General features: G+C 60.9%; 16 protein-coding genes and 1 pseudogene. 8 read left to right on the top strand and 9 right to left on the bottom strand.

What is annotated here, in order from left to right; genetic code table 11:
* Window positions 1-79 precede the first annotated feature (79 nt).
* Both ASC80_RS21065 and ASC80_RS21060 read left to right on the top strand, forming a co-directional pair.
* A complete protein-coding gene (locus ASC80_RS21065; protein ID WP_056301607.1) occupies window positions 80-784 on the top strand; it encodes a hypothetical protein in 705 nt (234 codons plus the stop codon).
* A gap of 202 nt (window positions 785-986) precedes the next feature.
* Window positions 987-1,766 (top strand): enoyl-CoA hydratase, encoded by a 780-nt coding sequence (locus tag ASC80_RS21060; protein ID WP_056301605.1) that lies wholly within the window; start codon window positions 987-989, stop codon window positions 1,764-1,766.
* Here ASC80_RS21060 and ASC80_RS21055 read toward each other — a convergent pair.
* From ASC80_RS21055 to ASC80_RS21035, 5 genes are all read right to left on the bottom strand, one after another.
* Entirely contained in the window at window positions 1,753-3,609 is a 1,857-nt protein-coding gene (locus ASC80_RS21055) for an acetyl-CoA hydrolase/transferase C-terminal domain-containing protein (RefSeq protein WP_056301604.1), read from the bottom strand. The genes ASC80_RS21060 and ASC80_RS21055 overlap by 14 nt on opposite strands.
* 123 nt (window positions 3,610-3,732) lie before the next feature.
* On the bottom strand, window positions 3,733-5,121 hold the full coding sequence (locus ASC80_RS21050) for a CoA transferase (protein ID WP_056301601.1): 1,389 nt from the start codon (window positions 5,119-5,121) through the stop codon (window positions 3,733-3,735).
* A 79-nt stretch (window positions 5,122-5,200) separates the two neighbouring features.
* Window positions 5,201-8,548: an error-prone DNA polymerase gene (locus ASC80_RS21045; protein WP_056301599.1), complete on the bottom strand. Its 3,348-nt coding sequence runs from the start codon at window positions 8,546-8,548 to the stop codon at window positions 5,201-5,203.
* Window positions 8,545-10,140: a Y-family DNA polymerase gene (locus ASC80_RS21040; RefSeq protein ID WP_056301596.1), complete on the bottom strand. Its 1,596-nt coding sequence runs from the start codon at window positions 10,138-10,140 to the stop codon at window positions 8,545-8,547. The genes ASC80_RS21045 and ASC80_RS21040 overlap by 4 nt, the downstream gene beginning before the upstream one ends.
* Window positions 10,031-10,819 (bottom strand): ImuA family protein, encoded by a 789-nt coding sequence (locus tag ASC80_RS21035; protein WP_056301594.1) that lies wholly within the window; start codon window positions 10,817-10,819, stop codon window positions 10,031-10,033. Before ASC80_RS21035 ends, ASC80_RS21040 begins: the two co-directional genes overlap by 110 nt.
* Window positions 10,820-10,966: 147 nt before the next feature.
* On the opposite strand from ASC80_RS21035, the pseudogene ASC80_RS21030 reads away from it, so the two are divergent.
* Window positions 10,967-11,650 (top strand): annotated as a pseudogene (locus ASC80_RS21030) (UdgX family uracil-DNA binding protein); the annotation flags it as partial.
* Between the two features lie 54 nt (window positions 11,651-11,704).
* Here ASC80_RS21030 and ASC80_RS21025 read toward each other — a convergent pair.
* Window positions 11,705-12,208 (bottom strand): YciE/YciF ferroxidase family protein, encoded by a 504-nt coding sequence (locus tag ASC80_RS21025; RefSeq protein WP_056301589.1) that lies wholly within the window; start codon window positions 12,206-12,208, stop codon window positions 11,705-11,707.
* An 81-nt stretch (window positions 12,209-12,289) separates the two neighbouring features.
* The gene (locus tag ASC80_RS21020; RefSeq protein ID WP_056301587.1) at window positions 12,290-13,465 is read right to left on the bottom strand and encodes a M20 aminoacylase family protein; all 1,176 of its coding nucleotides are present in this window, start codon (window positions 13,463-13,465) and stop codon (window positions 12,290-12,292) included.
* A 159-nt stretch (window positions 13,466-13,624) separates the two neighbouring features.
* Here ASC80_RS21020 and ASC80_RS21015 point away from each other — a divergent pair, with 159 nt between their 5' ends.
* Entirely contained in the window at window positions 13,625-15,244 is a 1,620-nt protein-coding gene (locus tag ASC80_RS21015) for a GMC family oxidoreductase (protein ID WP_056301585.1), read from the top strand.
* 148 nt (window positions 15,245-15,392) lie between these two features.
* Here ASC80_RS21015 and ASC80_RS21010 read toward each other — a convergent pair whose 3' ends face one another.
* Entirely contained in the window at window positions 15,393-16,949 is a 1,557-nt protein-coding gene (locus tag ASC80_RS21010; protein ID WP_056301583.1) for an acyl-CoA carboxylase subunit beta, read from the bottom strand.
* 281 nt (window positions 16,950-17,230) lie between these two features.
* Between ASC80_RS21010 and ASC80_RS21005 the strand changes: the two genes are divergently transcribed.
* The 4 genes from ASC80_RS21005 (at window position 17,231) to ASC80_RS20990 (ending at window position 21,374) form a co-directional block, all read left to right on the top strand.
* Window positions 17,231-17,452 (top strand): acyl-CoA carboxylase biotin carboxyl carrier protein subunit, encoded by a 222-nt coding sequence (locus tag ASC80_RS21005; protein ID WP_056301581.1) that lies wholly within the window; start codon window positions 17,231-17,233, stop codon window positions 17,450-17,452.
* Window positions 17,453-17,609: 157 nt separating this feature from the next.
* The gene (locus tag ASC80_RS21000) at window positions 17,610-18,794 is read left to right on the top strand and encodes a TAXI family TRAP transporter solute-binding subunit (protein WP_056301819.1); all 1,185 of its coding nucleotides are present in this window, start codon (window positions 17,610-17,612) and stop codon (window positions 18,792-18,794) included.
* A gap of 161 nt (window positions 18,795-18,955) precedes the next feature.
* Window positions 18,956-20,935, top strand: a complete 1,980-nt coding sequence (locus ASC80_RS20995) for a TRAP transporter permease (protein WP_244487335.1) — start codon at window positions 18,956-18,958, stop codon at window positions 20,933-20,935.
* A gap of 202 nt (window positions 20,936-21,137) precedes the next feature.
* On the top strand, window positions 21,138-21,374 hold the full coding sequence (locus tag ASC80_RS20990; protein WP_056301578.1) for a hypothetical protein: 237 nt from the start codon (window positions 21,138-21,140) through the stop codon (window positions 21,372-21,374).
* Between the two features lie 103 nt (window positions 21,375-21,477).
* On the opposite strand, the gene ASC80_RS20985 is transcribed toward ASC80_RS20990, so the two are convergent.
* Window positions 21,478-22,869 (bottom strand): aspartate aminotransferase family protein, encoded by a 1,392-nt coding sequence (locus tag ASC80_RS20985; RefSeq protein WP_056301577.1) that lies wholly within the window; start codon window positions 22,867-22,869, stop codon window positions 21,478-21,480.
* Window positions 22,870-22,986 lie beyond the last annotated feature (117 nt).

Genomic DNA, 22,986 nt, shown 5'->3' with positions numbered 1-22,986 from the left:
AAAAATTCCTACTTTTCGCCGCTCTGCGGTCACGAGGGGAGTTTTTCTGAAGGTACGGGGCAGGCATGGGGAGATTGCTATGCAACTCAAGGCCTTCTGGCGTTCATTGATCGCCGCTGCAGCGATTGCAATTTTTTTTGGCGGAACGGCGCAGGCACAGACGTCCCGTGCCGCGACGCAGGCTGAGGCCGGGAAGCCGCTGGCGCTTGGTAAATATGTCAAACACCGGTCGCGCCACGCGAAAAAGAAGGCGACCCGCCATTCGCGCCACGTGAGCAAGAAAACCGCCAAGAAATCGAGCGTGTCCCGTAAATCTACGGAAAGAACGGCAGCGACTAAGAAGGACATCAAGGACAGCGCCAAGACCGCATCGGTCAGGAAGGCTGCTGAAGAATTGTCCGCGGTTGCGAATGCCCGCGCTGAGCTCAACACAAGCGATCAGCGGGCCTCCGATATGGCGGCCGCCTTGAAGTTCTATACTCCATCACGGCATGAAAACGCCAACGCGAGTGGCACGCAGATCAGCGCATCGGATGAGTTGAACGATCTCGACAAGGCGGCCAATGCCGCCTCAGCCATCAGCGTGGCCGCTCCTGCTCCGGTTGTCGCGACCACCACGACCGCAGCCGCAGCGCCCGTTGCAGCCCCCATGTCAGACCAGATTGCCAGCAGCCATGACGATGCCGGCGACACCTGGGGCCAGACGTCGCTGATCGGAAAAATCTTCGTCGCATTCGGTGGACTGCTCACGCTCGCTTCGGCTGCCCGGATGTTCATGGCGTAGCCGCGTAGTCGCTCGAACAATCGTCAGACAGCCTCAACTTCTCGCCGCGTCGCCAGTCACGCCGCGCGATGCGATGTATCCAGAAGTATCATGCCGTATCGGGAACCGGTCTTGCGAACACCGCAGCCAGCAGGCACAGTGGCTGCAACGGCGCATCAGCTGCGCCTCCGCAACCCCTCAGGGACGCATTCAGGAACGGATCATGACGGCATTTGAGCACATCATCGTTGAGAACAAGGGTCCAGTCGGCCTCATCCGGATCAACCGACCGAAAATCCTCAATGCCCTTTCGTTCGGCGTTTTTGGCGAGATTGCCGCTGCCGTCGACGACCTCGAAGCCGACGACGCCATCGGTTGCATTGTGATTACGGGTAACGAAAAGGCCTTTGCCGCCGGCGCCGACATCAAGGAAATGCAGCCGAAGAAATTCATCGACATGTTCTCGCAGGATTTCATGGACATCGGCGGCGACCGCGTCACGAAGTGCAAGAAGCCGACCATCGCTGCCGTCAGCGGATATGCGCTGGGCGGCGGCTGCGAACTGGCGATGATGTGCGACATCATCATTGCCTCCGACACCGCGAAGTTCGGACAGCCCGAAATCACGCTCGGCACCATTCCGGGGCTCGGCGGAACGCAGCGCCTGACCCGCGCCGTCGGCAAATCGAAGGCGATGGACCTTTGCCTCACTGGCAGGATGATGGATGCCGCCGAAGCCGAGCGCTCCGGGCTGGTGAGCCGGATATTTCCGGTCGACAAGTTGATGGAGGAAGTTCTCGCCATCGCCACCAAGATCGCCTCGATGTCGCGCCCGGTTTCGACCATGGCCAAGGCTGCGGTCAATCGTGCGCTGGAAACGTCGCTTGCCGAAGGCATGGAGTTGGAGGGCGATCTCTTTCACGGCACCTTCGCGCTTGAGGATCGCTCCGAAGGTATGGCCGCTTTCATCGAAAAGCGCCCGCCGAACTTCAAAAACCGCTAGTCCGCGCGAGCGCGGCGCTGACCAGCGCTCGATAAAGATGCTCCGGCAGCGTCACCGGCTTATCGAGGCGAAGCCGCGACAAGCCCTCGCGCACATCCGCCCGGGTCTTGTCGGCGAAGATGCCCCGCAACATCAATCCGAGCAGATTGATAGGCTGGGCTGAAGCCTCCTTGATCGATTGCAGCGCGGGGATCAGGCGTTGCTCGGTTTCGGTAAAATCGGTCCCGAATGGAAACGCCGACAATAGCCCCGCACTTCGCGCCGGCTTGAGCGCTTCGGCAATGCGCTCGGGCGTGTTGTGCCGATGTGCGACCGGAATCGCGTACGATCTCGGCAGCTTTCCCGCCTCCTTCGCCTCCTGCATCAGTTCAAGCTGAAACCGCGAGTCGGTCACCGCCAGCATCGACGCGATAACATCGGCATCCGATTTTCCACGGAGATCGGCAACGCCGTATTCCGTTACGACGATGTCGCGCAGATGCCGCGGGATCGTGGTGTGCCCATAAGACCAGCGGATATTTGATGCCGTCCGCTTGCCCGCTCCGCGGGTCGACTCCAGTGTCAGGATCGAGCGAGCGCCTTCGAGAGCAAAAGCCTGCGCGACGAAATTGTACTGACCGCCGACGCCCGACACCACCTGACCGTTTTCCAAACCATCGGACACAGCGGCGCCCATCAGCGTCGCCATCATCGCATTGTTGACGAACCGTGCATCGACGCGCGCGGCACGCTTGGCGTCCTCGCCACCGTAAATCTGGTTGGTGAACGACACCGGCGTCATCTGGATCTTCGCAAGCTGCGCAGGCGCCATCTCGCGCAGCGCCCGGTAGAACGATCTGGGCCCGAGGAAGAACGCCGCGTGGAGCAATACGCCCTCGATCTCGCGCTTGACGATGCCGGCCTTGATCAACCCGAGAAATGCTTCAAAGAACATTTCGCTGACGCCATAGAGGCCGGTCGTGAACGGTTCGGTCTCGCGCGGCGCTTGCGCCGGCGCGAGTCGAGACAGGATCTGCCGGAATTGATCGTTGTCGCGATGACGTACGATCAATCCCTGCGCCAGCGCATCACCGACCTGCCCAATCCCGATCTGCAGACTGCCGCCGTCGCGGATCAGGCCCGCTGCATGAAGGCCGATAGCGTATTTGGTATCGGAGATCGGCTCGGATGGGGGCGCGAACAGCGGAAAATCGGTTTCCGGACTTTCCAGAATGGCATGGAATTCGTCGCCAGCAAGGTCGCCCTGCCCCGGCATGAACGGCAGCTCCGAATTCACCTGCCCTATGATCTTGAACGCCGTCCGCCCTTCGGCGCGCGCCTTCATCAGATCGAGCGTGGTGTCGGTGTTGCAGCTCAGGCTGTAGCGGGCCTGACCATCGACCACACGCTTCGCTACCAGTTGCGCAATCACATTGACGCCGCGCGTCAGTAGATAGGACGCGGCGTGGGTATAATTCGCGGAAATGTAGTGCTGCTGCGCATAGGGCTTGTGCAGCCAGCGGCCCGCCAGAAAAAAGAACTCGATGACTTCGATATTCGGCGACAACGTACCGGCGCGCAGGCGTGCTGCATACGTCAAATCGGGATAACCACCGAACAGCCGGTCGATGACGGGGGCGATGAACCGCCGTTCGAGATCGGTCGAGGGCACCGGCTTTTCCAACGTCAGCGCTGAAAATATCGTCAGGCTGATTGACGGGTCCGCGACGGCCCGCGCGAAAAGCGCATTAATGATGTGATTGGCTTTCCCGAGGCCGAGCGGAAGCCCGACCACAAGCTTCTTTCCGCAATCCCGGATGATGTCGTCCACGATCGCTTCGGGATCTGCGAAGATTTTCGGCATCGGCACTCGGTTGGATCACGGCATCGGCACATGCCGTCTCGATGGCGCAGTTGAATTCTGGTCTGTCCGATCGCGCACGACCAATGTCGCCACTGGCCGCCGATCGGTCAAGAACATACCGCGCTAGGGCCATTGCGGTGGATGGGCCCCGAGCGGCACAGACGGACGCGCCCAGAACGCCGGGGTTTTCGACAGGATCGCGGAATGGCGAACGACGGACAGCTTCCCAAAACCTGATTCGCTTTCTTCGAGCAGGGATATGATCTCTGCGCGGTTGACGTCCGTCGTGGCAAGGCCATTTGGGAGCCGCCCAAGATTCCACAGCCACTGCCCGGTCCGCGCCAGCGAGACCTGCACATGCCAGCTTCCGCCTTCGCGCGCTTGCCGCGCCCGCGCTATCATCGCGCCGTATGCCATCAGATAGCCGGTGACGTGATCGAGAATCTGCATCGGCAATTCCTTCGGTCCTTCGACACCGGCGGCCTGCCCTTCGGCGTGATTAAATCCGGTCGAGGTCTGCACCAGTGAATCGAAACCACGGCGCCCCGCCCATGGACCGGATGAACCATAAGCCGACAAACAGACGTAAACGATACCAGGGCTGAGGCGCGCCGCCTCCAGCGGCGAAAAGCCCAGCTCCGCGAGACCTTGCGGACGATAGCCCTGCGAAAAGATATCGGCTTTTGCGATCAGACCCCGCAATGCCGCTCGCCCCTCCTCGGTCGCGAGATCGGCGAAACTCGACAGTTTGCCGCGCCCGGTGTCGATGGTGAGCCACGGAATCGCAGGCAGATTCGGGCTGGCAATCAGCATCACGTTGGCGCCATGCGCCGCAAGTGTCCGTCCCGCGACCGGGCCTGCGATCACCCGCGACAAATCAAGCACGCGCAGCCCCGCAAGCGGACGATCGCCAGCCGGCCATGGCCGCGGCTCGGCGTCACCGATTCTGTCGATCTGAACCAGCGGCAGCTTCTCCAGGGCTTGCGCCTGCGGATGCGCCATCCATTCGTCGCGGCTGCGCATCATCGACACCACGCAGCCTCCGGCATAAGCCGTCGTCTCAAAATTCTCTGCCTTCCATTGCATCAGCGCGCGCTGAACGTCATCGCGCTCCGGCTTGCAGCCCAGCACCTTGCAGACATTGTCACGGTGATGCGGGAAGTTGGTGTGAAGGCGCACGAAACGCCCATCGCCGGTCTTGTAGACACCGGCGATAGCATCCCATGCCGGAGGCGGCGGCTTGTCGTCGACGCGCAGATAGCGCTCGCTGCGACATTCGATGGCCGCATGGCGCATGTCCACCGCAACGTTCTGGGTCTCGCCGGTCCGCATCTGCCAGATTTGCGCCGCAGCGAGCCCTGCGGCGGCAACGGCGACCTGTGCTGCGGTGCCAACACGAAACGATGACGGCAACACCGGTTCGGTGCCAGTCAGCGTTACGGCGTCCAGCAATGCGGGATCACCACCGCTTGCCGCCCAGATGTGCGACAGAATTTCTCGGCTTGTTTTCATACCCTGATCCCCGGAATAACAGAACTATTGGCCGGATCATGCACCGAAAGGCAATTCATAAATCGACGAGCATGCCAGATCAGTGAAAATCGCGCGAGCGCGGGAGAATTCGGACATTGCGCGGATGCCGATGTTTCTGGGCCGGCATGTCCGAGACGGCGCTTTCCTGATTGAGTGGCACGGCCAGCGTGGCGCCCGACGGCAAGGCCTGTTTGCGAAACAGCGAATCGTTGGCGAGATATGTCAGATCGTGCGAGCGGTCATGAAGCCGTTCCGCGACCAAATGCACCACGCCCTCGCTGCTCTGAATCCGGCCCTCGATCAGCACCAGACGCGCGCCCATCACCTCCTTGCGAAATATTTCCATCACTTTCGGCCATACCACGATATTGGCAATGCCGGTTTCATCCTCGATGGTCATGAACACCACGCCTTTGGCGCTGCCCGGCCGCTGCCGCACCAAAACAACCCCGGCGCATTTGACGAGCCGCCCATCGCGTTGCCGCGTTGCTTCGGAGCAGGGCAGCACGCCTTCTTTGCCAAAGCTTGCGCGCAGGAATTCCATGGGATGACCTTTGAGCGACAGCCGCACCGTCTGGTAGTCGGCGACGACGTGCTCGGACAGCGCCATCGCCGGTAACGGCCGTACGGACTCGTCCGGCTGTTCACGCGCAGTGGCCGCATCAAACAGCGGCAGCGCCACATCGTCCGGCAGGCGGCGCACGGCCCACAGTGCCGCACGGCGATCGAGTCCGAGCGAGCGAAAAGCATCGGCATCCGCGAGCAGGATCAGCGCGCGTTTTGGCAACCCTGTTTGGCGCGAGAAACCTTCCAGCGACGTGAAAGGCCCGTGTTCGCGCGCTGCGATAATCCGGTCATCCCAATAATCCCCGGCTTCACCCACCTCGTTCTCCTTCGCCGCAGCCAGCCTGTCATCGATATCGCGCACCCGAAAGCCGTCGATCTGACGGAAACCGAGCCGCAGCGCGTGATATTGCCCGCTCCGTTCCTCAAGCGAGTTCTGCCCATGGCTGAACGACACGTCGATCTCGCGCACCGTAACGCCGTTCTGGCGTGCGTCGCCAACGATCTGCGCCGGCGCATAGAAGCCCATGGACTGCGAATTCAGCAGCCCGCAGGCGAAGGCATCAGGATGATAATGCTTGAGCCATGATGAGACATAGACAAGCTGGGCAAAAGCCGCAGCATGGCTTTCGGGGAAACCATAACTGCCGAACCCCTTGATCTGGTCGAAACAGTTGCGCGCAAATTCGGGATCGTAGCCCCGCACGATCATCCGGCTCACCATCCTCTCTTCAAAGGTGTGCATGGTGCCGACATTGCGAAATGTCGCCATCGCGCGGCGCAACCCATTCGCCTCTTCGGAGGTAAACTCCGCAGCCTGCATCGCAATACGCATGGCTTGTTCCTGAAACAGCGGCACGCCCAGCGTCTTTTCGAGCACGTCTCTCAGTTCGTTTTTATTGCCGCCCTTGGGGTAAGGATATTCGATATCTTCCGGCTTCATTTTCCGGCGCTTCAGATACGGATGCACCATGTTGCCTTGAATTGGGCCGGGCCGAACGATGGCAACCTCGATCACCAGATCGTAGAACGTGCGCGGCTTGAGGCGCGGCAGCATGTTCATCTGCGCCCGGCTTTCGACCTGAAATACACCGAGGGATTCGCCCCTGCACAGCATGTCGAAGACTTTATCGCTGTCGTCGCTTTCCGCTTTGATGTCCGCCAGCTCATAGTGCTGGCCTTTATGATCCGAGATCAGATCGAAACATTTGCGGATGCAGGTCAGCATCCCGAGCGCCAGCACATCGACCTTCATCATCTTCAGTGCGTCGATGTCGTCCTTGTCCCATTCGATGAATGTACGGTCATCCATCGCGGCGTTGCCGATCGGCACATAGGTGTCGAGCCGATCCTGGGTCAGCACAAAGCCGCCGACATGCTGCGACAAATGACGAGGAAATTCGATCAACTCGGTCGCAAGCTCAACAGCACGGCGGATCATCCGGTTTTCCGGATCAAACCCCGCCTGCCTGATCTGCATGTCGCTGACGTCCTTGCCCCAGCTTCCCCATACCGTATCGGCCAGCGCTGACGTCACGTCTTCGGTTAGTCCCAGCGCCTTGCCGACATCACGGATCGCGCTGCGCGGTCGGTAATGAATAACAGTCGCGACAATCGCCGCGCGGTGACGGCCGTAGCGATTGAATACGTACTGCATCACCTCCTCGCGCCGCGAATGCTCGAAGTCGACGTCGATATCCGGCGGCTCCAGCCGTTCCCTGGAAATAAACCGCTCGAACAGCAGATTGACTTCCGCCGGGTTCACGGACGTCACGCCGAGCACATAACAGACCGCAGAATTCGCCGCCGACCCCCGGCCCTGACACAAAATACCCTGCGACCTCGCATAGCGAACGATATCGTGGACGGTCAGGAAGTAATGCGCGTAACCGAGCTTTTCGATCAGCTTCAGTTCTTTGTGCAGCGTCGCGCGTAATTTGTCGTCGATGTCGTTCGGAAAATATTCATCGACACCCTGCCAGGTCAGACCCTCAAGATGCTGCTGTGCTGTCTTCCCCGGCGGCACCGGCTCGTCGGGATATTGGTACCTCAACTCGTCGAGCGTAAAGGTGATCCGGTTTGCAAAACGCATCGTCTCCACGATGGCGTCGGGATAGCCGCGAAACAATCTCGCCATCTCGTGAGCGGGTTTCAGATGCCGTTCGGCATTGGCTTCGAGCCGCCGGCCCGCCGTCTCGATTGTCGTCTTGTCCCGAATACATGTCAGCACATCCTGCAGAGGACGGCGTGCAGGATCGTGATACAGCACCTCATTGGTTGCGAGCAGCGGCACGCGGGCGGCGAACGCCAGTTGTTGCAAGCGCGCGAGGCGCCGCTTGTCGTCACCGCGATAGAGCAAGCTCGCTGCGAGCCAGACTCCTTCCGCACCACTGCGGTTCAACCGATCGAGAGTTTCGCGCGCTTTCGCTACGTCAAAGCGATGCGGCAGCGTCAGCACCAGAAGCTGACCCTCGGCGAAATCCAGCAGGTCATCAAATCTTAAATGACACTCGCCCTTCTCCGCCGCGCGCTTGCCGCGCGTGAGCAACTGGCAAAGCCGGCCATAGGCCGCACGGTCGGGTGGATAGACCAGGATGTCCGGTGTTCCGTCGAGAAAAACCAGCCGTGACCCGATCAGCAGTTTCGGTTTGCAGGTGACTTCGTGGTTTTCGAGCTCCTTGTAGGCCCGCACAACACCCGCCAGCGTATTGCGGTCGGCAATCCCGATAGCGGGAATTCGCAGCGTGCTTGCCTGATGGACATATTCCTGCGGCTGCGAGCCGCCGCGCAGAAAGGAGAAATTCGTCGTGATGCCGATTTCGGCATAGGCTGGATCATTCATGCGAACATCCCATGCATGAACCAGTTGGGCTGCGACCTCTCACCTTCGCGATCATAGAGCCCATCGCGATAAAGCCAGAAGCGCAAGCCCGTCTCGTCCTCAACGCGGAAATAATCACGGGTCGGCATGTGGTTGTCGGAGCGCCACCACTCCATCGCGATGCGCTCCGGTCCTTCCGCGCGCACCACGGTATGAGAGGCGCGCCGCCAGATAAATTTTGCGGGCGGCCCATCCGGTACTTCGGCAGCGATAGTCGTGACCTCCTCCGGCCTGTCCAATATCCGCAATGGCCGCAGCGGCGGCTCGGCTTCGATCCGTTCAGGCCACGTCGCCTGTGCGGCGAGCGCGAGGTTCTGTTGCGCGGGTACACTGACCATGGCGCGCTCCGGAACATGCGTATCCTGCGGCAGATGGACGACGATACGCCGTCCGCCGATACGCGCCGCGATGCGGTCGATCAGCGCGGCAACCTCGTCGTTGTCCTGCGCGCGGGTGTCGAAATCGCGCTGCTCCTGCACCACGAGCTCGACCCGGCTGGCGGCAAGACGAATGAGATCGAAACCGAAGCCGGGATCGAGCGGGTCGGCTAGCGCATCGAGCTTCTCGCGGAATAGCCGGTCGACGAAATCGGCGAGCGTCACCGGCTGTCCTGCTTCTACCGTGATTGCGCGCACCGCGCCGTCGGTGCGGAAGAACGTCGCCTCCAGCCGCCGCGCGCCCTTGCCATGCTTGTCCATCGCAGCGACCAGCATCTGCGCGAGCTTCGACAATGTTTCCGCGATCACGCTATCGGTCGCGACCGGCTCGGCAAATCGCCGCTCAACCATGTAATCCGGCACCGGCTTGCGCGGAGAAATCGGCGTATCACCCTGCCCCAGCGCCTGCTGCACCAGTGCTGTGAAGGCCGCACCGAAACGCGCGGTGATCTCATATGGTTCGCGCGAGGCGACGTCGCCGATGGTTTTGAGACCCGCCCGGCGCAGTCCACGCGTGATCGCCTCATCGGCACCGAGCGCAAACAGCGGAAGCGGCGTCACCGCGTCGGCTTCTTCACCGTCCCGGACGATGCGGCCGTGCTCATATCGCTTGAGCGTCCGGGCGCAAACCGACGTACCCGCGATCGCGGCACTGACCGCAAAGCCCTGCGCGCGCAACGCATCGCAAAGCGTCTGCATCAGCGCGGTCTCACCGCCGAACAAATGCGCGCAGCCAGTAATGTCGAGGCACAATCCGTGCGGCGGATCGAGCGCCACCAGCGGCGTGAAGCGGTCGCACCAGTCGGCGATGGCGTCGAGCAGCTTTGCATCGGCCACGTCGTCCGCATCGAAGACATGGACATCGGGACAGATAGCGCGCGCATTGGCGAGGGGCAGTCCCGGCTCGAGACCGATGCGCGCCGCAGCATCGTTGACCGCGGAAATCTGCAGCGTGTTGTTCAGCTTCGCGACAACAATCCCGGGCGTGTCGTTTTTTAGCGCACCACTACCCGGCGCGGCGCTGTCGCGCCACAACAGGCGCTGCAAGCGGTCGGTCGGCAGGCGCGGCAGCCATAGGCTGAGAAGACGCCGCCGGTTCACGGAAGAGGCACTCATCACACTTCCACTCCATGATCCATTGGCCGGTCTGGCCATGACGGTTGCGAACAAGTTGAACGTCGAGCATCGGCGCGCCCCAGTCGGCAGTCGGCAGCGAGGGCGTCGCACGGACGATCCATCGTGTTTCGGCGGTGCTGGCCGCCGGCATCGCCGATGTGCGCAACATCAGACAGGTCACGCCGGAAGCCTGCGCCGCCAGAGTGAGCTTGCGGCTGGCGACAAGATCGAATGTCCTCACCTTGCCCCACAGGTCGAGCACCACGGCACCGAGCGCATCGCAGGCCAGTGCATCAGCCGTGACACGCAGCGCGGTCTCTGCATCCGCCGCGCGCACCGTCACCACCCGCTGCGGATTGAGGCCGAGTTCGCTGAGGCCGTTCATCGACACCATCCCCGCTTCGGTTTCGATAAAGTCCTGACGAACCCAGAGTAGCGGCCGTCGTCGCGCCAGCCGACCGGCCAGGCCGGCAACGAATCCGGTTGCGGACGAGGTGTGACGGCTTTCCAGCGCAAAAATCTCGTGCAGCGCGCCGCGCATCAGGCCGCCCTGCAGCGTCGCATCGACAGCCGCATGGCCGAGCATGACGCGGTCGAGGTTTTGCGACACCCCAGTCGCCTCAAGACGGCTGATCGCGCCCCGCAGGGATACAAGCGTACTCATGCGCGCGCCGGTCATGCGCCGCTCCTGGAGTTTGCGGGTTATTTTGTCCGAAGGTTGAACCAATGACGACGTCATTCGTTCATGATATGTTCTATATAAAGCTAACAGACCCTTGTGAGTCAACCGGACTCTTTGTTCATTTTTCCAAAATGAAATCAGTACGATAGACGGAACACTCAGGCACGCCGATGCTTAAACCTCCAAACCGTGAGGAAATCCATGAAACGCGGGCGGTCTGCGTCTTTGTCCTTGTCGGCTTTGCGTGAAGAGGCCGCCGGTTGCCGCGCCTGTCATCTCTGGAAGGACGCCACGCAGACCGTATTCGGCGAAGGTCCGAAACACGCGCCGATCATGCTGGTCGGCGAGCAGCCGGGCGACAAGGAGGACCTTGCCGGCAAGCCGTTCGTCGGGCCGGCCGGTCAGATGCTCGATCGGGCGCTGGAAGAAGCCGGGATTGCACGCAACACGGTTTACGTCACCAACGCGGTCAAGCACTTCAAATTCATGCCGCGCGGCAAGATCCGCCTGCATCAGAAACCCAACACGCCGGAAATCAGGGCGTGCCGCCCCTGGTACGAGCGCGAACTCGCCGCCATCAAGCCTGCACTGGTGGTGGCAATGGGCGCGACGGCCGCGCAGAGCGTGTTCGGAAAAATCACCCCGATTGGCAAAAACCGCGGACACCTGATCGATCTCGATGAATCGACAAAGGCGCTTGTGACGGTTCATCCATCTTATCTTCTTCGCCTTCCCGGCGAAGAGGCCAGGGTGCGCGAATATGAAAACTTCGTCAGGGATATGAAGATCGCCGCTGCACTTTTGCATCAACTGCATCGCGCCGCCTGAAGGCGGCTTCACCGGCGGGCGCTTCGCCGCCGGTGAAGCCGGTTCGTCCGGAACTCAGGCCGCGAGCGCCTCGGAGTTTACGACTGACGTCGCAATTTTCGTCAGCGCTTCGTCGGTCTTGTGCTCCTGCTTCAGCGTCTCATCGAGCAATTGCGCAGCCTCGGTCATGCCGAGCTTGGTCGCCCATGCCTTGAGAGTTCCGTACCGCGAGATTTCGTAGTGTTCGACGGCCTGCGCCGCTGCGAGTAGTCCAGCATCGAGCGCTTCGCAGCCCTTGTATTCGTCCATGATCTCCTTGCCCTCGTCGAGGATGCCAAGGATCGCATCGCAGGTCTTGCCGCGGGCCGGCTTGTCAAGCAGGTCGAAGATTTTCTCCAACCGGTCCACCTGCCCTTCGGTCTCATGCAGGTGCTTCTCGAAAGCGGCGCGCAGGTCCGGAGACTGCGCAGCCTTCGCCATCTTCGGCAAAGCCTTCAGAATATGCTTTTCCGCGAAGTAGATGTCCTTCAGCGTATCGAGAAACAGGTCGTGGAGATCCTTGTCTTTGGTCGCGGTCATGTGTGTCTCCGTTGATGGGGGTGATAACCACCCTCTCAACGCGACCTGACCGACATCGTTCCTGTGTCCGCCATCCGACGTTTAACTTGCGAGCTGCGTCTCGACCAGCCTGATCCAGTAGGACGAACCATAGACGATGGCGTCGTCGTTGAAGTTGTAGGATGGGTGGTGAAGCCCGGCGCTGTCACCATTGCCGATGAAGATAAAGGCGCCCGGCCGCGCTTCGAGCATATAGGCGAAGTCTTCCGCACCCATCATCGGGGGAATGTCGGTCGAAATATTCGCCTCTCCTGCAACCTCAGCGGCGACCTGCGCCGCGGTATCGACCTGGGCTTCGTGATTGACCAGCACCGGGTAGCCGCGCACGTAGTCGAGCGAAATCTTTGTTCCAGACAGTAGAGCCACGCCGGCAACCACCTCACGCACCCGCTTTTCCGCGAGTTCCCGGATTTCGGCTGTCAATGTCCGCACGGTACCGGTCAGCGTCGCTGTTTGCGGCAGAACGTTGTTGGTATGTCCGGCATGGAACTCGCACATCGATACGACGGCGGATTCCAACGGATCGACGCTGCGCGAAACGATCGACTGCAGCGCCGTCACCAGTTGCGCGCCGGCCAGAACCGTGTCCACGCTTTTATGAGGCCGCGCGGCATGACCTCCGATGCCCTCGATCTTGATCTTGATGTGATCGGTCGCGGCCATCGTCGGACCAGGCCGCGTTGCGAAAGCTCCGATCGCCATACCGGGGCTGTTGTGCATCCCGTAGACTTGATCGATCTGGAAACGGTCGAATAACCCATCCTTGATCATCGCGGCGGCTCCGGCGCCGCCTTCCTCCGCAGGCTGGAAAATCACCACCGCGTCGCCGGCAAAATTGCGGGTCTCGGCAAGGTAGCGTGCCGCACCAAGCAGCATCGCGGTATGGCCGTCGTGGCCGCAGGCGTGCATCTTGCCCGGAACGGTTGAGCTGTATGCGACGCCGGTTTCCTCTTCGATCGGCAGCGCATCCATGTCGGCGCGCAGTCCTATACCCTTCAGGCCGCGCCCCTTCACCGGCTTGCGTCCCTTGATGACCCCAACGACGCCGGCCTTGCCGAGTCCGGTGGCAACCTCGTCGCAGCCGAATTCCCGCAGCCGGTCCGCCACGAATGCCGCAGTGCGGTGAACGTCGTACATCAGTTCGGGATGCGCATGGAGATCACGACGCCAGGCTGTGATGTCGGGGTGCAGATCGGACACGCGATTGACGATGGGCATGGGAAAACTCACGGCGGGAAGCGATATGACGAAAGTAGCATGGTCCTGCCACGGACCCAACATCGCCGCACAAGCAAAGTGCGCGTAACGGTCTGTACAGCGGTCGTGGGCCAGGGCCATAACGCCCGTGGGAATAAAGACTCAAGGGACTGGAAGCAGATGGCAAAACGCCTCGAGGGAGAATTCGACTACATTATTGTAGGCGCCGGGACTGCCGGCTGTATCATGGCGAACCGGCTGTCCGCCGACCCGCGCAAGCGGGTCCTGCTCCTCGAGGCCGGAGGCCGCGACAACTGGATCTGGTTTCACATTCCGGTCGGGTACCTGTTCGCCATCGGCAATCCCCGCTCCGACTGGATGTTCAAGACCGAACCTGAGCCGGGCCTGAATGGCCGCGCCCTGTCCTATCCGCGCGGCAAGGTGATCGGCGGCTCCTCGGCGATCAATGCCATGATCTCGATGCGCGGCCAGGCAGCCGACTACGATCACTGGCGGCAACTCGGCCTGACCGGCTGGGGCTGGGACGATGTACTTCCCGCCTTCAAGAGGCTCGAGGACCACTTTCTCGGCGCCAGCGACATTCACGGCACCGGCGGTGGCTGGCGGATCGAGGCCCCGCGCCTGTCATGGAAAGTCCTCGACGCGGTCGCCGATGCCGCAGCCGAAATGGGAATTCGCAAGACGCCGGACTTCAATACCGGCAACAATGAAGGCGTCGGCTATTTTCACGTCAATCAGAAGCGCGGCCGCCGCTGGTCGTCGGCGCGCGGCTTCCTCAAGCCGGTGTTGTCACGCTCCAACCTGCGTCTCGAAACCAATGTGCTGGTGGACCGGCTGATCATCCAAAACGGCCGCGCCGTCGGCATCCGCTTCAGTCAAGGCGGAGAAGCGATCGAGGCGCGCGCCGGTGGCGAAGTCATCCTGTGTGCGGGATCGATCGGTTCGACGCAGGTGCTGCATCGGTCCGGCATCGGTCCGCAGAAATGGCTGTCACAGGCGGGCATTGAAACCATCCTTGATAAGCCCGGCGTTGGCCGCAACCTGCAGGATCATCTGCAGCAGCGCGCGATCTTCAAGGTCGAAGGCGTGCGGACGCTGAACGAGACGTACTACAACCTGTTCAAGCGCGGCTGGATGGGCGTCGACTACGCGCTGCGGCGGCGCGGCCCGCTGACCATGGCGCCGTCCCAGCTCGGAATCTTCACACGATCCGATCCACGCCGCGACCGCGCGAACATCCAGTTCCACGCCCAGCCGCTGTCGCTCGACAAATTCGGCGATCCGTTGCATCGTTTCCCGGCGATCACGATCAGTGCCTGCAACCTGCAGCCGACATCGCGCGGCGAGGTCCGCGTTCGGTCTGCGACACCGGACGAGAAACCTTTTATCGCCCCGCACTATCTGACGACCGAAGAAGACCGTCAGGTGGCTGCCGATGCAATCCGCGTCACGCGACGCCTGATGAAACAACCTGCGCTCGCTCCTTATCGCCCGCAGGAATACCTCCCCGGTCCGTCCGTCGGCGATGACGATGCGTCGCTTGCAAAAGCAGCAGGCGACATCGGCACCACGATTTTCCACCCGGTGGGCACCGCAAAGATGGGGACCGCGAGCGACCCCTTCGCGGTAGTTGATGAGCGCCTGCGCTTCCACGGCATCGAGCGGCTGCGCGTTGTCGACGCATCGATCATGCCGACGATTACGTCCGGCAACACCAACACGCCGACCGCAATGATCTCCGAGAAAGGCTCGGCGATGATCATTGAGGACGCGCGCTGAAAATCGATGCTTGACCTCATCCTGAGGAGCGCGCTCTTGCGCGCGGCTCGAAGGATGAGGTTTTGATTCATGCGCCTCATGGTTCGAGACGCGAGGATTGGCCTCGCTCCTCACCATGAGGGCTGGCTTTCTCGGCAAAAAGCCCGCGTCAGGGCCGCATCGCCAGCCGCGTCGGTCCTGGTGTGCGTAGGGGCTCGGCGAGACGCGCGAATTCGCACAGCAGCGAGCGCGTCTTGCGCGGATCGATGATTTCCTCGACCCAGAATTTTTCCGCCGAACGGAACGGCGAGCGCAGGCGATTCAGCCGTTCTTCGATTTCCGCCATCTTCGCTTTCGGATCATCCGCCGCATCGATATCGGCGCGGTAAGCCGCCTCGATGCCGCCCTCGAGCGGCAGCGATCCCCAGTAAGCCGATGGCCATGCATAACGCATCGAATATTTATTGGCGGGTTGATGGACGACACCGGCAACACCGAACGCATTGCGCACGATAACCGTACACCACGGCACCGTGCTCTGGTTCACGGCGGCCATCGCCCGCACGCCGTATTTGATGGTCGCAGCCTTTTCGGCATCGAGCCCGATCATGAACCCCGGGCAATCCATCAAATAGACCACCGGCAGATGGAAGGTTTCCGCGAGATCGACGTACTTGATGACCTTCTGGCAGGCGTCAGCGGTCCATGATCCGCCGTAGATATAAGGATCGCTCGCCAACAACAGGACAGCCCGCCCTTCGAGGCGCGCAAATCCGGCAATCACTGAGCGCCCGTAATTCTGGCTCATCTCGAAGAACGATCCCTTGTCCACCACCGACTCGATGATCGGCCGCATCTTGTAGATCTGCCTGCGGCTGCGCGGTACGACATTCATCAATGCTTCGTCGGCGCGCTCGGGATCATCGTCGGACTTGATCGTAGGTGGCAGATCGTAGACGGACGACGGCAGATACGACAGGAACCGCCGCGCGCACGCAAAGGCCTCCTCCTCGGTATCGACGGCGTGATCAACGCCACCGGCCTTGGTCTGGATTTGCCAGCCACCAAGCTCGTGCTTGTCGAGCGACTGTCCGAGTCGCGCGACCACCGGCGGGCCAGCGACAAACATCGCGGAATTTTTGGTCATCACCGAATAATGGCTCGCGGCCAACCGCGCGGCGCCAAGGCCCGCAACCGAGCCAAGCCCCAGCCCGACCACCGGCACATGCGCCAGATTGCCCGTCGTAAATGAGTACCAGCGCGTGCCGCCCACCCCGCCGGGGAGATTCGCGGCACTGCGGGTTTCAATGGTCTTCACTGAACCGCCGCCACCCGATCCTTCAATGACGCGAACGATCGGCAGCCGAAAATCGTGCGCCATTTCTTCCGCCATCAACGGCTTCGCGGAGATCGACGCATCGGCCGATCCGCCGCGCACTGTGAAATCGTCTCCGACGACAACCACCGGTCTGCCGTCGATCTTGCCGCGCCCGAACACACAGTTCGCCGGCGTCAGCGATTTCAGGTCGCCGTTGACTTCATATTCGGCGATGCCGGACACCGCTCCGACTTCATGAAAGGTTTTCGCATCGAGCAATCCGTCAATGCGCTCGCGAACTGTCAGCCGCCCCTGATCATGCTGTCGCTTGACCTTGTCGGCTCCGCCCATCTCCTTCGCGAAGGCCTCACGCCGCGCAAGCTCATCCAGTTCAGGCTTCCAGTTCATTCCCACTCCCCTGTTCTTGCTCTCGTCATCTCAATACGAGCATCTCTCACACTCACCGACACAGCGATGTGCTGGCAGGAAGTTCATCATCTGCTTGATGGATTTCGGCGGAACCAGGGGCACAGAAGGTCGGGCGGCCGCTGTCATGACGCAACGTCATGTTCCGCACAGCAGAATTAAATTTCCTCTTGCAGAACACGCTAGCGCAGGCGATCTTTCGTCACAACAATAAGCCGCGCTTGCAGGCGCCATAGGCTTGCAGGACATGGCTGGGGGAGTGAATGGCAGACATCAAGATCATGACCGAAGTCGCGGGACGCATTTGTGCACTTCCGCTTAGCGAAGGCAGCACCATCAACAACGGCGACGAGATCGCATTCGTCGAAGCGATGAAGATGGAGATACCGGTGCCGTCCACTGCATCCGGAAAACTGAAATCGCTTCTGGTCAAGATCGACGACGTGGTCACCGAAGATCAGGCCGTCGCCATCGTCGAAGCCTAGAAACGCTATATCGCAGACGATGCCGTCGGCGCTTTCACTTGCAGCGGAGCGCGACAATCTGTCTAGTACCGGAGGTCGATTGCGCCGTACACGTCACGATGACAAGATCCAGAAAAACGTCATTCGCAAAATCGAAGACACCAAGGAGGGAACCTTAATGAACAAAAGCCAAAAACATATTTCGTTTGGAGCCAAGTCCTTCGCAACATTGGCGCTCGCTGGCGTCGCGTTCGTGGCACTGACCCCGGCGCACGCAGACGTCAAGCTGCCCTCGACGCTGACTTTCACCGCCTATGATACCGGGACATCCGGATTTAACATCGGCGTCGGCGTTGGAAAAGCATTGAAGGACAAATACGGCTCCGACGTGCGCGTTCTTCCAGCCGGCAACGACGTTGCCCGCCTGGCGCCGCTGCGCGCCAAACGCGCCGTTCTGTCGTGGATGGGAACCGGCGTCTATTTCGCGCAGGAAGGCGTCTTTGACTTCGGTGCCAAGGAATGGGGCCCGCAAGCACTGCAGATGACGCTGTCGACGATCGATTGTAACGGCTTGTCGGTCGGCGTCGCGGCCGATGCCGGCGTCAAGGAGTGGAAGGATTTCCGCGGCAAGCGCCTGGGCTTCGTCGTCGGCTCCCCTGCTCTCAACCAGAATGCGCTCGCCATCATCGCCTATGCCGGCCTGACGCAGAAAGACGTCAAGGTTGTCGAGTTCGCGAGCTATGGGGCAATGTGGAAGGGCGTGATCAACAACGACGCCGACGCGGCGTTCGGTTCGACCGTCACCGGCCCCGCCAAGGAACTGGAAACCTCACCGCGCGGAATCGTCTGGCCCGAACTGCCGCCCGGCGACAAGGCTGCATGGGAGCGCGTGAAGCAAGTCGGCGCGTTCTTCACACCCCACAAGACCACTTGCGGCGCGAACATCAAGGCATCCGCACCTCTGCAACTCGCCACCTATCCGTATCCAATTGCCACCGTGTACGGCACGCAGCCAGAGGCTGAGGTCTATGCATTGACCAAGGCCATGATCGAAACCTATCCGGGCTACAAGGACTCCGCCCCCGGCGCCAGCGGTCTCGACGTCAAACAGCAAATCCGGCAGTGGGTCATTCCGTTCCATCCGGGCGCCATAAAGGCTCTGAAGGAATCCGGCGTGTGGACCGCCGAGGATCAGGCGCACAATGACGTCCTGATCAAGCGTCAAGGCGTGCTTGCTGCTGCGTGGAAGGCCTACGAGGCTTCCAATCCATCGGACGACAAGGCCGAACATCTGAAAGGCTGGATGGCTGCACGCAAGGATGCCCTTGCCAAGGCCAATATGCCGAACGGGTTCGACCACTAACATCGTCTCGCCGGCCAGTCTCGGACGCAGCAACAAGTCACGGGTGATTCATGGCGTCAGCCTCGTCCGATAACGCACCGCTATCGGCATCCGCCTCCTCTGCGGATGCCGCCCTCGCCTCGGATCCGCGCAGGATCGAATTCGAGGATCCGCACGCGGGCATGCAGGAAGCGGAGGTGACACGCGTCCGGTCTCTGACCGGCGGCTGGCGCGTCGCGCTGGTCGCCGCGACGGCAGCAACCATCTTCCTGTGCATCAACCAGCAGTTCGCGCTGCGCTTCTTCGTCGACTACACGCAGCTCAACACGGAGTATTTCTATCTTCTAATCGCGCTGATGCTGCCGTTCACGTTCCTCATCTTTCCCGGGACGAGCAACGCACCGCTCGAGCGCATCCCCTGGTACGACATTCTGCTCGCAGTAATGACATTTCTCGCCTCGATCTGGCTGATGATGAACATCCGCGATGCGGCGCAACTCGGTTGGGAATTCGGTGGCGCACCGCAGAACGTGATCGCGGCCGGCCTCGTGATGTGGCTCATGCTGCTCGAGGCACTTCGGCGCACCGGCGGCTGGAGCCTGCTGCTCAGCGTGTTTCCCTTTACTGTTTATCCGCTGTTCGCGGAATCCAGTTGGCTAGGCCCGTTCCGGGGAACGCAATCGACACTTGAACAGGCAACCGCCTACCACGTTCTGTCGGGCGAAAGTCTGCTCGGCATCCCGATCCAGGCCTTCGCGGATACTGTGATCGGCTTCCTGGTGTTCGGCACCGCTCTGATGATGACGGGCGCGGGCAAGTTTTTCATCAACATCGCGTTCGCGCTGTGCGGCACGTTCCGCGGCGGCGCTGCCAAGGTCTGCATTTTTGCCAGCGGCCTGCTCGGCATGATGTCAGGCTCGATCATCTCGAACGTGCTGACCGCCGGTACCATGACCATTCCGGTAATGAAGAAGAGCGGCTTCCGCGCGTCATATGCCGCGGCGATCGAAGCCTGCGCCTCGACTGGCGCCGTCCTTGCACCGCCGGTCATGGGCGCGACCGCTTTCGTGATCGCGCAATTCCTGAACATCAGTTACGCCGAGGTCGCAATGGCTGCGATCATTCCGGCCGCGCTGTATTATCTCGGCCTGTTCATGCAGGTCGACTCCTACGCCGCACGCCATGGCCTCGAAGGCATTCCACGGTCCGAATTGCCGAAAATATGGGATACGATCAAGGACGGCTGGTACTACATCTTCGTCATCGCGCTGCTGATCGTCATGCTGCTCTACTTCAAGCGCGAGAGCCATGCGCCGTTCTACGCCACCGCCCTGCTCCTGGTCCTGAACCAGCTCTTTTCGAAGGACACGCGCTGGACGTTCGCGACCATCAACAAATTCCTTGAAGTCAACGGCCGCACCTTCGTCGAACTTATCGGCATCCTCGCCGGTTGCGGCCTGCTGATCGGCGCATTCTCGATGACCGGCGTGGTCTCCAGCCTTGCCAACGATCTGCTGCGAATCGCCGGCGACGACGCGTTCCTGCTGCTGGTCATGTGTGCCTTCACCAGCCTCGTGCTCGGCCTCGGCCTGACCACCACCGCCTGCTACATCTTCCTTGCCATTCTTGTTGCCCCGGCGCTCGAAAAGCTCGGCCTCAACCGGATGGCAGTCCACATGTTCATCTTCTATTGGGGCATGCTGTCGTCGATCACCCCCCCGGTAGCGATCGCGTCTTTCGCCGCCGCCGGCATTGCCGGGTCGCCGGCGATGAAGACCGGATGGGAATCGATGTGGGTCGGCAGCATCATCTACTTCATTCCGTTCTTCTTCGTGCTCAACCCTGCTCTGGTGCTTCAGGGGCCGAACCCTTATCTGGAGGCGCTCGGTCTGCTCGGGCTTGCAGCCTTCGGCACGCTGTTCATATGCGGCGGGATTCAGGGCTATCAGGTCGGTGTCGGCAATCTGAGCAAGGCCGGTATGTTGGAATGGCCGTTACGAATCCTTCTGGTGATCGGAGGGTTCATCGTGGCCACGCCCGGCGGCGGGATCAATCCGTTGTCGCAATTCCAGATTACATCGCTCGGGTTCGCGCTTCTGGTGCCGACCGTAGCGATCGGCCTGCTCCTGGTCCGCGGCCGGAAAACGCCGGCGGCTGCGTAGCAACCAAGCGCAGGTTCCGCGTCACTAATTGTGGCTAATTCGAGTCAGCGGTGCGCTGAAGCAGCTGCGGTTCCGCCGCGATGACACAGTCGCTCCAATTTTTTCGCATGCATTCGTGGAGGAATGCTAACCGACTGGTATTCCTGCGGCAGGTGCCTATAGTTTGTGCCAGTTCAATGCAGAGCCCACATAAAGGACCACAATGCTCAGAACGATTGCCATCGCCACTTTGTTTGCTTCAGCTGCCACTGGCGCGTTGGCCCAGGCATCCAACCGCAGCGGCACCGCGCAGGAGCAGAAAGCGTGCTCGAAGGATGTCTCTCGCTATTGCCGAACCGTGATGAACGAAGCAGATCTCGTTATCCTGTCGTGCCTGCAACAGCACCGCGCGAAGATCAGCAAGGCCTGCGACGCGGTACTGGCGAGCCACGGTCAATAAGCCACAACCGTCCGGATAAGAGCTCCGCCGCATCCCTGATGCGGCGGATTTTTGTTGAGGTGGAAAGATCTAACCCGGTTGGCGCAGCGCCAACGGCGAACACTCAGGCCGATTTGCGTACGGCGTTGTCCATCAACGTCTTGCCGAGTGACCAGACAGCACCGGGCACACGATGGCTGGCCGCGATGACGGAATCGAACGACGACTCGATCCAGGCGCAATCTTCATTGTTGATCACCAGCGGCGGCAGCAGCTTGATGGTGTGACTGGCATGGCCCGCCACCTGGGTGAGGATCTTGTGTTCCTTGAACAACGGAATGGTGATGAGCTGGCAGAACAATCCCTTGCTTGCCGCTTCCAGCACATTCCACGACGCCCTGAGGGCCAGCGATTTCGGCGGGCCGAACTCGACCCCGATCATCAGGCCCTTGCCGCGAACCTTTTTCAAAAGTTCATAGCGCGGAATCATCGCTTCCAGTGCCGACTTGAGTCGTTCACCGCATGCCGCGGCATTCTCGATCAGCTTCTCGGATTTGAGGACTTCGAGCGTCGCGATACCCGCCGCCATCGCAAGATCGTTCTTGGCGAATGTCGAGCCGTGCACCACGGCGCGATCCATCCGGTCGAATATCTTGTCGAAAATCGCCTTGCGCGTCAGTACCGCACCAACCGGGACATGTCCTCCCGACAATGACTTGGACAACAGCACCATGTCCGGTTCGACGTTCCAGTGCTCGACCGCAAGGAAGCGTCCGGTGCGGCCCATGCCGGTCTGGATCTCATCGGCGATGAACAGCGTGCCGTAACGTTTGCATAGCGCTGCTGCGCCCGGCAGGAAATCATCCGACGGGATGTTGACGCCCTTGCCTTGAATCGGCTCGACGATAAAGGCTGCGACCTGCCGCGACATCAGCGCCTTTTCCAGCGCCGCCATATCATTGAACGGAATCACGGAACAGTCGGGCAACAGCGGCCCGAATCCGCCACGGAAATTGGCGTCGTCGGTGAGCGACAGCGAACCATAAGACAGGCCATGGTAAGCGTGGTCGCAATAGACAATGCCCGTACGACCGGTCGCGCCGCGCGCAAACTTGATTGCCGCCTCGACGCACTCAGTTCCGGAATTGGCGAAAAACACCTTGTCCAGATATGGCACGTGAGCGATCAGGCGTTCCGCCAGAATCCCGGCTAAGGTCGACAGGTCGAGTTGCACGAGATTGGGCAGTTCGCTGTCGAGGACGGATTTCAGGGAATCCCGAATCACCGGGTGGTTCCGCCCCACCGCAAACACGCCGAAACCGCTCAAAAGATCGAGATATTTGTCGCCATGGCGGTCGAACAAATACGGACCCTGCCCGCGCTGAAAACCGACATCATAGCCGATTGTCTTCAGAACGCGGACGAGTTGCTCGTTCAAATAGCGGGTATGGAGGGCGTTACGCTGAAATTCCCTGTCAGCGAACATCTCGGAAATGTCTAGATTTGGCTTCACCATAAGCTACATAGTTCGTTTGGCGGGCTGCTAGTCAACCTAAAAAACACTGTGGCGTTTTGTCCAGTGCAGGAACATCTGGCGGTATATGTGATTTAATGACGTTGCGCTGCACGCGAG

It is taken from the genome of Afipia sp. Root123D2 (assembly GCF_001425835.1).
Classification (GTDB): Bacteria; Pseudomonadota; Alphaproteobacteria; order Rhizobiales; family Xanthobacteraceae; genus Afipia.
The sequence above is the reverse complement of the archived record's forward strand: the minus strand, read 5'-3'. Positions and strand labels throughout refer to the sequence as shown.